The organism is Segetibacter koreensis DSM 18137 (assembly GCF_000374045.1).
Lineage (GTDB): Bacteria > Bacteroidota > Bacteroidia > Chitinophagales > Chitinophagaceae > Segetibacter > Segetibacter koreensis.
In genome coordinates this window covers 127481-142005 of record NZ_KB893385.1, presented here as the reverse complement: position 1 = coordinate 142005, position 14525 = coordinate 127481, and the positions used below count along the sequence as shown (strand labels likewise).

Below are 14525 nucleotides of genomic sequence, written 5' to 3'. Positions count from 1 at the left end.
TTAATAAATTTTCTTTTCATTGGCTCACTTGAAGAATTATTAAAAATCTTTTCAACAAAAATGCGTGGAAATTTTAAAGACAAATACTAAGGAAGTTGCTAAGAATTTGCAACTGGCAAGATGTTCAATTGTCATACAATTGGGAAATCTTGCACCCTTTAGCCTCGGAACTCGGCGGGTGAAAAAAAAGAAAAACAAAGAATTTCCGCATCAAAAATTTTATGGAAAAAGTAAAAAAAAGCAGAAAAATTTAGTTCAGAAAAAGATGAACGGCTATAAGAAATTTACCCCTTCCGTCCCCTACAATAGGGGACACGGTTTTTTTAGGATATTGTTCTTTAACACAAAAAACTGCAAGAATTTTTACTTTTTTTATCAAAAATGGAAATATAAAAATTGATTATGATGCGTTAATTTTTAAAATAATTTCACCGTAGCATCTTCCTACAACAATTCCTGTCTGATAAGCCGCTTCAATAAATAGTACAGTAACGAGAACTTTAAAACGGTTTAAATAAAGCATGTGCCGGAAGCTTTATCGAGGCGCGTGCTAATTATAAAAGCTTTACAAGCCACTTTTGTAGAAGTAAAGGTACATGCGCTCACCAACCAGTTAAAAGTAAACAGGGTTGTATCTACGATCGATGTGGGTAAAATCATGAATATGAAAACAATCCCCGTAACCAGGTCCACATATATGGTTCGGTTACTATCTAAAGCAACAACATTAAATTACGAAAAATTTGACTGCCTATGTTGTTACCCCTCACACTAATTTGTAGCAAGTAAGAGTCGCGGTCAATACATAGAATGTATTTAAAAAGAGCTATGATGTAGAAATGTTGTAGTAGCAGTTAATCGAATTTACAGGTGGATAACTAGTTTTGGCGACCCCATACACAATGATTTTCCTCAAACAATTGCCTCTCTAATTTAAATTATAATTATTGCCATATGAAGTTTGTATGTTTTCTTCTTGTATTTGCTTTTTACAACGTATCCTTCGCTCAAAGTAATAGTATAGGAATTTTTGAAAAAGCAGAGGATATAGGGCACCCTAAAAATGCTGGTTCGTCAAGATATGATGCCGCTACTCAAACTTATACCATGAGAGGCTCAGGTTCTAATATTTGGTTCAACAGGGATGAATTTCAATATCTCTACAAGAAGATCAGTGGAGATTTTCTTCTCACTGCAGACTTTGAATTTGTCAGTCCTAAAGGCAATGGTCACAGAAAAATCGGGTGGATGCTAAGAGAATCTCCCGATGAAGGGGCGGCAAGCGTTAATGGGGTAATTCATGGCGATGGCCTTACTGTATTACAATGGAGACCTCTCAGGGGTGCATATATGCGAGATCCTGAAGACGAAGTTTTTTATGCAAAAAAAACTGTTTTTCGAACCGTTCAGATGGAACGTAAAGGCAAAAGTATCACAATGAGAGTAGCGAACTGGGGTGAGCCTCTCCAGGAAGTTACGACGCAGGAAATGCCGTATACGAAAGACTCGGTATTGGTAGGCTTATTCATTTCTTCTCATGACTCAGATAAAGTAGAAGAAGCGAGAATTTGGAATGTTCGCATTGATCGGCCCGTTCCGGAAACCTATCATCCTAATCCTCAAATAAAACTGCCGCCTTTGCAGGGAGTGGTCGGATGCCGATTGGAAACCATGAATGTATTTGATGGAAAAAGGATGGTTATAAGGGAGTCTTTAGGAAAATTTGAGGCTCCAAACTGGATGCCTGACGGAGAAAGACTACTATTTAATGAAGAAGGCTCGTTGTACACAATTCCTATTAACGGTGGAACTCCTGAAAAAGTAAAAACTGGTTTCGCAGACAATATAAATAATGATCATGGCATTTCTTCCAATGGAAAGATGCTTGCTATCAGTCATCAAATAGAAGGCAAACCTGGTGGAGGCTCTACAGTATATGTACTGCCACTTGCAGGCGGTACACCCAAACAGGTTACAGAACAAACTCCCTCATATTGGCATGGTTGGTCTCCTAACAATAAAGATGTGGCAATTGTAGGCAAAAGAAACGGGAGTGATGTTTACAATCTTTACAAAGTAGATGTAAATACAAGGGCTGAGACGGCTTTAACATCAAATACAACAGGTCATGTAGACGGACCAGAATATTCTCCTGACGGAAAATATGTGTATTACAATGCTAACCCTACTGGTACTATGCAAATATGGCGAATGAAAGCTAATGGTACTGATAAAGAACAACTGACTTTTGATGAATATCATAGCTGGTTTCCGCACATTTCTCCAGACGGAAAATGGATGACTATGATCTCCTTTCCTACTGATATTGAACCTAATTCTCATCCGTCGTATAAAAAGGTAATGCTAAGACTAATGCCTGTGTCCGGGGGGGCACCCAGAGTAATAGCTTACCTCTATGGCGGACAGGGAACTATTAACGTTAATTCATGGGCTCCGGATAGCAAAAGAATCGCTTTTGTAAGTAATTCTGAGAAGAAATAATTTTCGAAGGATTACAAAACTGAAATCCAAACCAAATAAAGAGTCCATACCAAATAAATAGGTAGAACTCTTTTCGACTAGCATGTTTTGCAATAAGTAACTCGCTGTTTCTTACGGAGGGTTTATGTAGGTCTCCTTTTTTTCAAATGAGCAGAATGATAAAAATCAATCTTTAGAACTGATTAATCAGACTGATAAGGAGCAGGTAACTAAATAGCAAAAGCGTCGGATGTAAAAAAAATTAACAGAAATGGCTGTTTTTTACTGTTTTACAATACGTGATGTAGTGTTGTAGTAGTAGAAAACAGGTATGAAAGGGGGTATCTCCTTTAGTTTTGAAGAGATTAATCACAGTTAGTTTTGATGATATAATCACAAGTTAGAAAGGCCTTTTATTCCTTTCATTTTTCCTTAAACTCTTTTTTTAAATCTAAATGACTGCTTTTTTATGAAATTTTACAAGATGATTAGAGTGGGCTTTGTCTTTTTATGCATTCTGATTTCTTCCCATCTCTTTGCACAATCAATAGTTACCGGGAAGGTTTTTAATAATGACAAACAAGCTGTCGCAGACGCAACCGTACAGGTAAAAGGCACTCAAATAGCCACTAAAACGGCAAATGACGGTAGTTTTTCCGTAAATGTTCCCCATAACAATGATATATTGGTCATATCATATGTTGGGTTTCAAACAATAGAAATTCCTGTATCAGGGCGAACAAGTATTGGAAGTATAACTTTTACAGGTGTTTCTTCAAGTTTAAATGAAGTGGTGGTAACAGGATATTCTGCACAGCGGAAAAAAGATATCACCGGGTCCGTTGCTGTTGTTAATGTTTCCAATTTAAAATCTGTTCCTTCCGGTACTACTGAGTCATTATTGCAAGGACAAGCTGCCGGAGTAACTGTTATCAATACGGGTGCCCCCGGCGGTAATAGTAATGTAAGAATTAGGGGAATTACTGGTGTCGGAAGCTCAGATCCTCTTGTAATAATAGATGGAACTCCCGGCAGTTTGCATGATTTAAATGTAAATGACATACAATCTATGCAAGTGTTGAAAGATGCCGGAGCTGCCGCAATTTACGGGGTGAGAGGTTCTAATGGAGTAATAATTATTACTACCAAAAGAGGCAGACCGGGAAAACCTGTTGTTACTTACGATGCTTATTATGGTACACAACAACCATTAAGCGGCAACGTTTGGCACATAGCTAATCCACAAGAAACTGCTGATGCTATTTGGAAAACATATACTAATATTGGCCTCACGCCTTCCCACAAGCAATACGGTAGCGGGCCTACCCCTGTTCTTCCTGATTATATTACGCCTACAGGCGCAAAGGAAGGAGATCCGGGAACTGATCCATCAACTTATGCACTTTATACTAACCAGATTACCAAGGCTAATAAAACAGGCACTGACTGGTTTCATGAAATATTTAAACCCGCACATATACAAAGCCATAATCTTTCAGTAAGTGGTGGTGGAGAAAAAGCTACTTACCTGTTTTCCTTCAATTATTTTGACCAGCCCGGAACTTTAATCAACACGTATTTAAAACGTTACTCTACACGGATTAATACAACATTTACTATTAAAGATCATATCCGGATAGGAGAAAATGCTTATGTTTTGTATAAACAAAATCCTAGCTATACAGGTCTTCCAGGAGTAAATAGCACCAATTCTATCAACGCAGCCTTTAGAATGCCCAGTATTATACCAGTACATGATATAAAGGGAAACTATGCGGGTGGTGCCTCTCAAAGTTTAGGTAATGCACCTAATCCCGTTGCCATAATGGACCGTACCAAAAATTACCAGGGAAATGAATGGCAGATACAGGGTAATCTTTTTGCAGAAGTGGATTTTTTAAAACATTTTACCGTAAGAAGCTCTTTTGGGGGAACTGTTGATAATTTTTACAGGAATTTTTTCGTCTTTACAGCCTATGAAAATGCAGAAAACAGCACAAATCCCAACAGTTATATTGAAAACTATGGCTATAGCAGCAGTTGGACGTGGACCAATACACTCAGGTATTCAAATATCATAGGAAAACACAATATAACGGTTTTGGCAGGACAGGAAGCTATTGAAAACGGAGGAAAAGCAGCAGGCGCATCAAGAGGTAGCTATTTTATAACCAATTTAAGCAACCTCACTGTTGATCCTAATTTGTGGACGCTAAATTTTGGCAGCCCAGGTAGCCAGACCAATTCCAACATCGTAGGTCTTAACGGCATCCAAACTCCTTACCAAAGTTCCATCTATTCTTTGTTCGGAAGAGTGGATTATAATTATAATGACAAATATTTGTTAAGTGGTACTATACGCAGAGATGGCGCATCAGTATTTGATCCAACCCACCGCTTCGGTATATTTCCCTCTGTGACGGCAGGATGGAGAATTTCCAGGGAAGATTTTTTTAAGGATGTCTCCTGGATAAACGATCTTAAAATCCGTGGCGGTTGGGGCAAGTTAGGTTCTATCAGTAACATTAATCCTACTAACGCTTATACTTTGTATAGCCAGTCCGCTGTTCAGTCTTATTATGATGTGGGTGGAACAAGTAACGCACCGGCTCAGGGAATTTATAACAGCCAGTACGGAAATCCAAACACTACATGGGAGGAAGACGTTATCACTAACATTGGTCTCGATCTGACTATACTTAAAAATAAGATAGATATATCTGCAGAATGGTATGAAAAAGCTATTAGTGGTTTGCTGTTTCCACAAAGTTTACCTGCCATCGGTGGTCCGGCAACCGCACCTTTTGTTAACTCAGGAAATATACAGAACAAGGGAGTTGATATCGCTGTAACCTACCATGGGGCCATAAAGCGCGATCTTCGATTTGATATAACAGGAACTTTTACAACATATAATAATAAAGTAGTAGGCCTTCCTCCCGGGGTTCAATACATTGATTATGGCCGTTCCAGGATGCAACCGGGATATGCGCTGGGCGCTTTTTACGGTTATAAGGTTCTTGGTCTTTTTAAAAGTGCCGAAGATGTGGCTAAATCTCCAAAACAAGATGCTGCTGCGCCGGGTCGTTTTAAGTATGCAGACATAAACGGAGATGGCGAGATTACTGATGCAGACAGAACACACTTTGGTAATCCAAATCCAAAATTCACTTCCGGGTTGAACATAAGCGCTAGTTACAAAAACTTTGACTTATTTATGTTTCTCTACGCGTCTGTCGGTAATGATGTTCTTAATACAGTACGTCTCTCTACAGATTTCCCCCAATCATTTGATGTAGCCATCAGTAAAGATGCGGTTTACAACTCATGGACCCCCCAAAATCTAAATGCAAAGGTGCCCATACTTGAGCGTACAGGGAACTTTAGCAATGGTACCGGTGCTTTTAATTCTTATGCTATGGAGAACGGATCTTTTTTAAGATGCAAAACCCTGTCGCTTGGTTATACAATACCTGTAGTGCACCTTAAAAGCCTTGGAATAGATAGATTTAGATTGTATGGACAGGTGGCTAATCTATTTACCATTACTAAATACACAGGAGCCGATCCAGAACTACCTGGCTCCAATGTAAACTTTGGTATTGATGGAGGTTCTTATCCCAATAACCAAAAAATATACACTTTTGGTGTAAGTCTTAGTTTTTAACTATTAGTTACTTTATTTCAATCAAAATTTATTATGAAAAAGAAACAATATAAAGTATATATTCCTGCTTGCCTGTTGATCCTATTTATTGCTTTTGGCTGTAAGAAAAGCTTTTTAGACAAACAACCTTTAGGCTCTTTGTCAGAAACCAACATTACTAACAAAGCAGGTGTTCAAACCTTATTAATAGGAGCTTATTCTTTGTTAGACGGCGAAGTGGGACTAACGAACGGTTCTGGAGGATTTGATTATGGCAGTGCTGGTTCAAATTGGGTATATGGCAGTATGGCTGCGGACGACTCTTACAAAGGTTCTGTTCCCGGCGATCAGCCTGAAGCAGTTTTAATTGAAAGCTGGTCCGTTTCATCAGCCTCAACAAATTTTTTGAATCTTAAATGGACCGCCCTCTATAATGGTATCCAGCGTTCTAACGAAGTATTACGCATTTTGAAAAATGCTACAGATCTTACAGATGCAGAAAAAATTGATATAAGAGCCGAAGCAAGGTTTTTAAGGGGTTTTTATCATCTCGATGCAAAGAAAATGTGGAACAATATTCCTTATGTGGATGAAAACATCACCTATATCAATAACAACTTAAACGCTCCCAATATTGATGCTTCGGGTAATTTTGTAGACATCTGGCCAAATATTGAAGCAGACCTTAAAGCTGCTGCTGACAGTTTGCCCGAAACTCAACCACAGGCAGGAAGGATAAACAAATGGGGCGCAATGGCTTTTCTCGCCAAAGCATACATGTTCGAACATAAATATATTGATGCAAAGCCTTTATTAGAGGCGCTCATCGCTAATGGGGTTACCGCCAACGGTCAGAAATATGCTCTGGTAAATTTTGAAAATAATTTCAATGCCGCTACTAAAAACAGCCCAGAGTCTGTCTTTGCCTGTCAGTCTTCCGTAAACGATGGATCTGCTTTAAACGGTAATTATGGTGATGTTTTGAACTTTCCTAACGGAGCAGGTGCACCCGGTGGTTGCTGTGGTTTTAACAATCCTTCTTATAATCTTGCGAATGCATACAAAACGGATCCTGCGACAGGTTTGCCTCTCCTTGATACCTGGAACAGCGGTCCTGTTGTTAATGACGATACCAATCCATATACTGGTACCTTAGACCCAAGAATAGACCTGACTATGGGCCGTCCCGGTATTCCTTATCTTGATTGGGGTATTGACCCAGTAACAAAAGATTGGATCCGCGACCCAAATACCAATGGGGTTTTTAGTCCCAGGAAAAATGTATATGCCAAAAGTCAGTTCGGTACTTACTCTTCTAACGAGACAAGTTTTTGGGGAGCTACCCAAATCAACTCAAATAATTACACTTTCATCCGCTTTGCAGATATCATATTATGGGCAGCAGAGTGTGAAACAGAAATAGGAAGTCCGGACAAGGCACAGGATTATGTAAACCAGATAAGAAGCAGGGCCGCAGATCCAACGGGATGGGTGTATAAAAATGCAACCTATAGCGCGAGCACTTCAAAATATTCTCCTCAAACGACGCCGGCTGACAATTATAAGATTGGCTTATATGCTCCCGGTACGTTTTCATCCAAGGGACAAGATTACGCCAGAAAAGCAGTTCGTTTCGAAAGAAGATTGGAGCTTGCTATGGAAGGTCACCGTTTCTTTGATTTGCAGCGCTGGGACAGTGGCACAGGGTATATGTCAAATGTTTTAAACACTTACCAGGCTGTAGAAAAAACGAGGAAGTCTTTCTATGCTACAAACCCAAATGCAACTTTTCATAAAGGTGTGAATGAATATTATGCAATACCACAGAAGCAGATAGATATAGAAAATTCGGGAGGTAAGGTAAATCTGAAACAAAATCCGGGATACAATTAATTGCGCCAAATGATGTTAAAAGTAAGGTTTGATGAGCCTTACTTTTATAACATTCATTAACTTGTTTGACGAAATATTTTACACATGAATAAATATTTTCTTTTCATTTTTGTAACCTCGATACTTGCAATTAAAAGCACTTTTTCTTATGCTGCCGGTGAACATAAAACTTTAGAAATAGGGGCGCAAGCTCCTGATTTTAAATTAAAAGGTATTGACGGAAAAATGTACTCTTTGTCTTCATTTAAAAATTCGAATATTTTAGCAATTGCTTTTACATGCAATCATTGCCCCACTGCGCAGGCTTACGAAGACAGAATTATACAATTGTCGAAAGATTATAGTAAAAAAGGAATGGCGTTAATTGCTGTTATGCCAAATGATCCAAAATCTGTTCAGTTGAGTGAACTTGGTTATGCTGATTTAGGAGATTCATTTGAGGAAATGAAACTTCGTGCTAAAAGAAAAAATTTTAATTTTCCTTATTTATTTGATGGTGAAACGGAAGCTATGTCTAAAGAGTATGGCCCGGTGGCAACTCCTCACATTTTTATTTTTGACAAAGAAAGAAAACTTCGTTACCAAGGTCGAATAGACGATGTAGAAAAGCCTCCCGGAACTCCAAAGAATCTTGATGCAAAAAATGCAATTGAAGCTCTGTTAGCGAATAAAGAAGTGCTCGTAAAAACGACTAAAGTTTTCGGATGCTCTATCAAATGGGCTGAAAAAGAAGACATGGTAGCTAAAGCCGATGCTGAATGGGCAAAACAACCAGTCAGTCTTGATACAATTGATGAAGCAGGATTAAAAGATTTATTGAAAAATACCTCTGATAAACTTCGATTAATAAACGTTTGGGCGACATGGTGCGGACCTTGTGTAACAGAATTTCCTTCTTTCGTAACCATAAACCGAATGTACAGGGCGAGGGATTTTGAATTTATCAGCATAAGTGCAGACAATCCGGAGAAAAAAGATAAGGTTTTGAAATTTCTGCAAAAACAACATGCGGCAAGTCCCAATTACTTGTTTAGTGTAGATGATAAATATAAATTAATAGAAGCTATAGATCCTAAGTGGCAAGGTGCACTTCCATATACGGTTTTAGTAGAGCCGGGAGGTAAAATTGTTTATGCTAAACAGGGAACCATTGACCCTGCAGAAATGAAAACAATGATTGTAGATAATCATCTCATAGGAAGGTTTTATTAAGCCCGTTGTTTTATTTATAACCTATTCTTTTTGTGCAGGTGAAGCGTGGAGGAACAGACCATCAGAGATATGTAGAGGAGCAACTAAATAAACCGCGAGAGTTGTAAAGAATAGGCATTCCTTTTTGTTATCATAACCATGCTTTTAGGTGCATAGCTAGGAGGCTAATCTGTCTTCTTCATATACCTGTGAAATGAGACCGACCAAGATTTGGTAAAAATTGAATAGATCTTGTTGCATAAGTAAAGCGAAGTTTACAGAGGTACGAAACGGTACAATTCACTTTAAGAGAATATTTGCACAGGCAAAGAAAGCAAGGATGAAATACTTTTTTGTATAACAAGATAAAACTCCGGGAGAGCCTGTTGAAAGCATTACTAAAAGTATCGAGTATATAAAGAATAGATGTTGTGTTAAGATATTTTAAATCTTTTTAAACCCCTTATTTTAATTTGGAAGTGGAAAAATCTAAAAGAAATTCATAGAGATTAGTTTCGGTGGAAATCTGAAGTTTTTTTCGTAACCGGTAACGGCTAATTTCTACTCCTCGTACTGAAATATTCATGAGTTGGGCTATTTCTTTTGTTGAGAGGTTCATAAATAAATAAGTACATAACTTTAGCTCATTAGGCGTTAGATTTGGATAAGCATCTTTGATAAACTTTAAAAAGTCTCTATGAACATTATCAAAATGGCCTGCAAATTGATCCCATTCTTCGTCCATTTTATCTTCTTCTTTCAATGCCCGTATAAGCTTTTTAAAGTCATCTGAAACATTTTCTGCATTTGACGCCTTTCTTATCCGAACCAGTTCCTCCTTTATTTTTGATAAAATGTCTCCTTTATGTACTAATCGCATGGCAACAGAAGCAAGTTCTGAATTTTTACCTTCAATTTCAACCTTCAGCTTTTCATTTTTTAATTTTACTATTTCCTTTTCAGAGTTTTCAAGTTCTAATTGATGTAAATATTGCAAGCGTTTCTGTTCTGCTTCGTGTTTTTGCTGCTGACGCAACAAGATCTTTTTCTGCCACAGAAATAGGAGATATAATAAAGCACAGAACAGCAAACTGTAAATTGTATATGCTACGTTTGTCTTGTACCATGGAGGAAGTATTGTAAAGCTATAACTGTTTATTGTTGACTCGTTTCCTAAATTATTCCTTGCTTTCACCTGAAAAGTAAAAGTGCCTGGAGGCAGATTAGTATAATCTTTTTCTGATTTTTTTAACCACGCCGACCATTTTTTGTCATATCCTTTTAAAAGGTAGCTGTACTCAACGTTTGATTGATGCCCGTAAGAGGGAGATGAGTATTCAAAATGAAAAGAATTCCAGCTACTTTCCATTTTCGGAGTTACTTCATTCAACTGTTTTAAAACACCATCTTTATTTGCATAATAACCTTCAAACAACAAACTATCTCTTAACCCGATTGATTTGACTAAGGTTATTTTAATTGGAATTGCCTTATTGTTTTGTAGATAATTAAACAGGTTTATATGAAAAAAACCTTTTTCAGAACCAACAAATATATTGTAACGATCATAGGGATAAATATATTCAAATCCACTTACTAATTTCCCATTCAATTCAGGAAAATAAATGGTTTGAGGTTTTGGATCTAAAAATGAAAGAAGGCCTAAATTTTTTCCTTCTATAAACCATATATTGCCATTCGCATCTTCTTTTAGGTATCGGATATCTTTTTCATCGAAGTAGTTTCTGAAATAGGTGGACTTTTCAAATACATCTTTAGTTTCATTATACTCATATACACCTCGCTGAGTCGCAACAACAATTTTGTTTTTTACTTTAAATACCCTGTTTCTTGATAAGGATGGCAGGCCGTTCTTATCCGTATATAGCTTGTAATTGGATATTTTCCCTCCCGCCATTTGTATTTTATAAACACCCTTGAATGAAGTTCCTGCCCAAACTGTATTATTATTATCGATTGCTATAGAACGGAGAGAGGCATTAATACCCGGTAAATTGCCAGACGAAGTAAAAGTATTGTTTTGAAATGTCAGCAGGCCTGCACCGTTATAGTTTCCAGCAATTATTAAAGAAGAGGAGTCCTTACTTAAAGGTGAAAAATTCCAGTAACCTGTTTGGCTATTAATCGGAAAAGCAGTGCCATTTTTTATTAAAAAAGAGCCGTCATGATGGCCCATCAATAAGTTGTCATTCACTACCGACAAGTTCCATACAGAACCTACTGTGTTAGGCACTAAAGCAAAAGACTTATTTATAAAGCTTTGATCATTGATTTCTGAAACAGGTACCTGATAAAGACCGTTGGACGTACCTATGTAAAGTTGTTTTTTGTATATAAGGGAGGTATAACCTACTCCTTCATTTAGTTTTTCAGGATAAATGTGCTTAATAGTATTGCCATACCCTATGAAATCTATACCGTTATCAAGCCCTAACCACAAATTGTTTCTTTTGTCAAGAAACATACTTACAACTGTGTTGTTTTGCACACCTTCTTTCCGGGAAAGGTTTTGAATAATTTCTCCTTTCTTATTGACAATATAGCAACCTTTTAAATTAGTACCTATAGCAAACCAATCGTCAGTAAGCGGAATGGCACTTAAAATAAGATCATTGCCAAAAGAATTTGTAGCCGCAAATTTAAATTTAGAAACCTTATCGCTACATAATATATAAAGTCCGGATTTTAGAGTCGTAATTAATGAACTGTCTCTTCCAAAGGGAATTATGGAAGTTACTAAATAATCTGGAGGAAGCTGGCTCTCTCTTAAAAATGAAACCCATTTACCATTCTTAAACTGTAAGAAGCCTGCTTTTAAATTTTCTGCGATTAATTTATTATTATGTAAGCCTAAAAATCTCCATTCGGAATCAGTCTTGTAAATTTTTATGGTCTTATGATTATATTGAAAAATTCTGTCCTTTGTTTTAAAAAAAATGTCATTACCGACTGAAACCACGTCCCAAACATCAGAAAATGAATAATCATTGGGTAATAGTAAATTTTTTAAAGATGTAAAAGCCAACCTTCCATTTCTGTCGGGAGAGAAGTAGCCTATTTCATTTTGTCCTCCTGCGTATATTCTTTTGTCTTTACCTATTACAATAGAACGTAAAATACTCTTATTAGGAAGTTGATAAAGTTTCCAGCTAATTCCGTCAAATCTTAAAAGCCCTTCGTTATTTGCACAATAAATATAATTATTGTCATCTTGTACTACGTCCCAGTTCTGGGTTCCTGCATTATAAGTGCCTGTCGAATAATTGATAATATCAGGTATTCCGATTGTATTTTGACAAAAGGAGTCAATAGCGGAACCTGATAAAAACAACAATAGCAAGCACAACTTCATTATTAGAATAATTTGAATACGAAAGTACATCTTTCAATTATATATCAAGTCGGCAATTGATGTAGTTAGGGATGTGACTTTTAATTCATTTTTTCTTTTTTTTCCTGCTGATGTAGTATTGATGTAGTAACTATTTTAAAAGAATAAAACTTTCAGGTATAGTTTTACCGGGACTGCATTTTGCCAGTCCGCCCTTGACGTTATAACTATTATTTTAACTCAGTCTAATTAAATTATGCTATTGAAACTTACTTCTTCCTGGTCTGTTTTTTCACAACCTTTCTTTACCTGCTGGAGGTTTTATTTATCCAATTCATACAATTATAAAATGATAAAAAACAATTTTCGAGCTTTCTTAACCCTTTCTTGCCTGTTTATTTTTTCTGCCTCGGTCATGTCACAAAAAGTCGGAATTTTTGACGGTCACGGAGACGTAGGAAGTAATGTGAAGCCAGGTTCGGCCACTTACATCCCACAAACACAGCAGTACGTTATTTCTGGAGCAGGCGCTAATGTGTGGGCAGACCACGACGAGTTTCAGTTTGTATGGAAAAAGCTGAAAGGTGACTTTATCCTCTATACAAGAGCTGAATTCCTTGGCAATTGGGTGGATTATCATCGTAAGGTCGGCTGGATGATTCGTAAAAGCCTTGATGGAAATTCGCCACATGTAAATGCGGTTGAACATGGTGATGGCCTTACCTCCCTCCAGTTTAGAAGAGCAGCAGGTGCCCAGACAGAAGAGCATAAAATGAAAATAACAAAAGCAAATATTCTTCAGCTTGAAAGAAAAGGTAATACCTATATTATGCGAACTGCTGCTTATGGGCAACTGTTTACAGTCGATTCCATATCCGGCCTTGAGCTGGGTGATGAAGTGTATGCAGGTTTGTTTGTGGGCTCACATAATGCTGATGTACTGGAAACAGGCGTGTTTAGCAATGTACGTATTTCCGTTCCTGCGCCTGCGACTTTAGTGCCTTATAAGCAGTACTTAGGCAGTAATCTGGAACTGTTGGACGTTGCTTCTGGTAACAGGGAGATTATTTATTCAGTGCCAAATTCTATCCAGGCTCCCAACTGGACGCCCGATGGTAAAAACTTAATTTATAACAGCGAGGGCTCGATTTACACATTCGACCTGGCCAACCGTACACCTCAAGTATTAAACACAGGTGATGTAAAAAACAATAACAATGACCATGTTATTTCTTTTGATGGTAAAATGCTGGGTTTGAGCAGCGGTGTTCAAAGCTTAGGGGGTTCTATTGTTTATACCGTACCTATCACCGGAGGTGTACCCAAACAAATTACTCCTATAGGTCCTTCGTACACCCATGGATGGTCACCGGACGGACAGAATCTCGTGTTTACAGGTCAGCGTAATAAAGAGTTTGATATTTACAGGGTTCCTTCAAAAGGAGGAAAAGAAGTTCGATTAACTACTTCGCCAGGGCTTGATGATGGACCGGAATACACACCTGACGGAAAATATATTTATTTCAACTCTGTACGTTCAGGCTTAATGCAAGTCTGGCGAATGAAAGCAGATGGAAGCGAGCAGGAACAAGTAACCAAAGACAGTTTAGACAACTGGTTCCCGCATGTATCGCCAGATGGAAAGTGGATTGTTTTTATATCTTTTCTTCCAACCGAAGTAAGGCCGGATGATCACCCATTCTATAAACACGTATATTTAAGACTAATGCCAATAACTGGCGGAGAGCCCAAAGTAATAGCTTACGTATATGGTGGCCAGGGTACTATTAATACGCCTTCCTGGTCGCCTGACAGTAAAAGGATTGCTTTTATAAGTAATACCGATATAATTAAATAATAACTCCAGTGAAGCAATTAATTCTAATGAAAAGAGTAAAATAATGGACTGGTTTGGCGAAATGATATAAAAAGCCCCACACATTTTTATGCTCCTTTTCCCGG

The 14525-nt window shown here is 37.6% G+C and carries 6 protein-coding genes; 5 read left to right on the top strand and 1 reads right to left on the bottom strand.

All coding sequences use genetic code 11. The annotated features are described in order from the left end of the window. Nucleotides 1-954 precede the first annotated feature (954 nt). The 4 genes from B154_RS0125750 (at nucleotide 955) to B154_RS0125735 (ending at nucleotide 9232) form a co-directional block, all read left to right on the top strand. Nucleotides 955-2502: a TolB family protein gene (locus tag B154_RS0125750; protein WP_018617241.1), complete on the top strand. Its 1548-nt coding sequence runs from the start codon at nucleotides 955-957 to the stop codon at nucleotides 2500-2502. A 448-nt stretch (nucleotides 2503-2950) separates the two neighbouring features. Continuing rightward, entirely contained in the window at nucleotides 2951-6148 is a 3198-nt protein-coding gene (locus tag B154_RS0125745) for a SusC/RagA family TonB-linked outer membrane protein (RefSeq protein WP_018617240.1), read from the top strand. A 33-nt stretch (nucleotides 6149-6181) separates the two neighbouring features. Then, nucleotides 6182-8020, top strand: coding sequence for a RagB/SusD family nutrient uptake outer membrane protein (locus tag B154_RS0125740; protein ID WP_018617239.1), 1839 nt, complete (start codon nucleotides 6182-6184; stop codon nucleotides 8018-8020). Between the two features lie 84 nt (nucleotides 8021-8104). Further along, a complete protein-coding gene (locus B154_RS0125735) occupies nucleotides 8105-9232 on the top strand; it encodes a redoxin family protein (protein ID WP_018617238.1) in 1128 nt (375 codons plus the stop codon). 442 nt (nucleotides 9233-9674) lie between these two features. On the opposite strand, the gene B154_RS0125730 is transcribed toward B154_RS0125735, so the two are convergent. Continuing rightward, entirely contained in the window at nucleotides 9675-12584 is a 2910-nt protein-coding gene (locus tag B154_RS0125730) for a ligand-binding sensor domain-containing protein (RefSeq protein ID WP_018617237.1), read from the bottom strand. Nucleotides 12585-12978: 394 nt separating this feature from the next. On the opposite strand from B154_RS0125730, the gene B154_RS0125725 reads away from it, so the two are divergent. Continuing rightward, nucleotides 12979-14421 (top strand): TolB family protein, encoded by a 1443-nt coding sequence (locus B154_RS0125725; RefSeq protein WP_245542656.1) that lies wholly within the window; start codon nucleotides 12979-12981, stop codon nucleotides 14419-14421. Nucleotides 14422-14525 lie beyond the last annotated feature (104 nt).

Bases quoted from the DNA above. Each gene is read 5' to 3' on its own strand.
- B154_RS0125750 (WP_018617241.1), top strand. From the start codon at position 955: ATGAAGTTTGTATGTTTTCTTCTTGTATTTGCTTTTTACAACGTATCC.
- B154_RS0125745 (WP_018617240.1), top strand. From the start codon at position 2,951: ATGAAATTTTACAAGATGATTAGAGTGGGCTTTGTCTTTTTATGCATT.
- B154_RS0125740 (WP_018617239.1), top strand. From the start codon at position 6,182: ATGAAAAAGAAACAATATAAAGTATATATTCCTGCTTGCCTGTTGATC.
- B154_RS0125735 (WP_018617238.1), top strand. From the start codon at position 8,105: ATGAATAAATATTTTCTTTTCATTTTTGTAACCTCGATACTTGCAATT.
- B154_RS0125730 (WP_018617237.1), bottom strand. From the start codon at position 12,584: ATGAAGTTGTGCTTGCTATTGTTGTTTTTATCAGGTTCCGCTATTGAC.
- B154_RS0125725 (WP_245542656.1), top strand. From the start codon at position 12,979: ATGTCACAAAAAGTCGGAATTTTTGACGGTCACGGAGACGTAGGAAGT.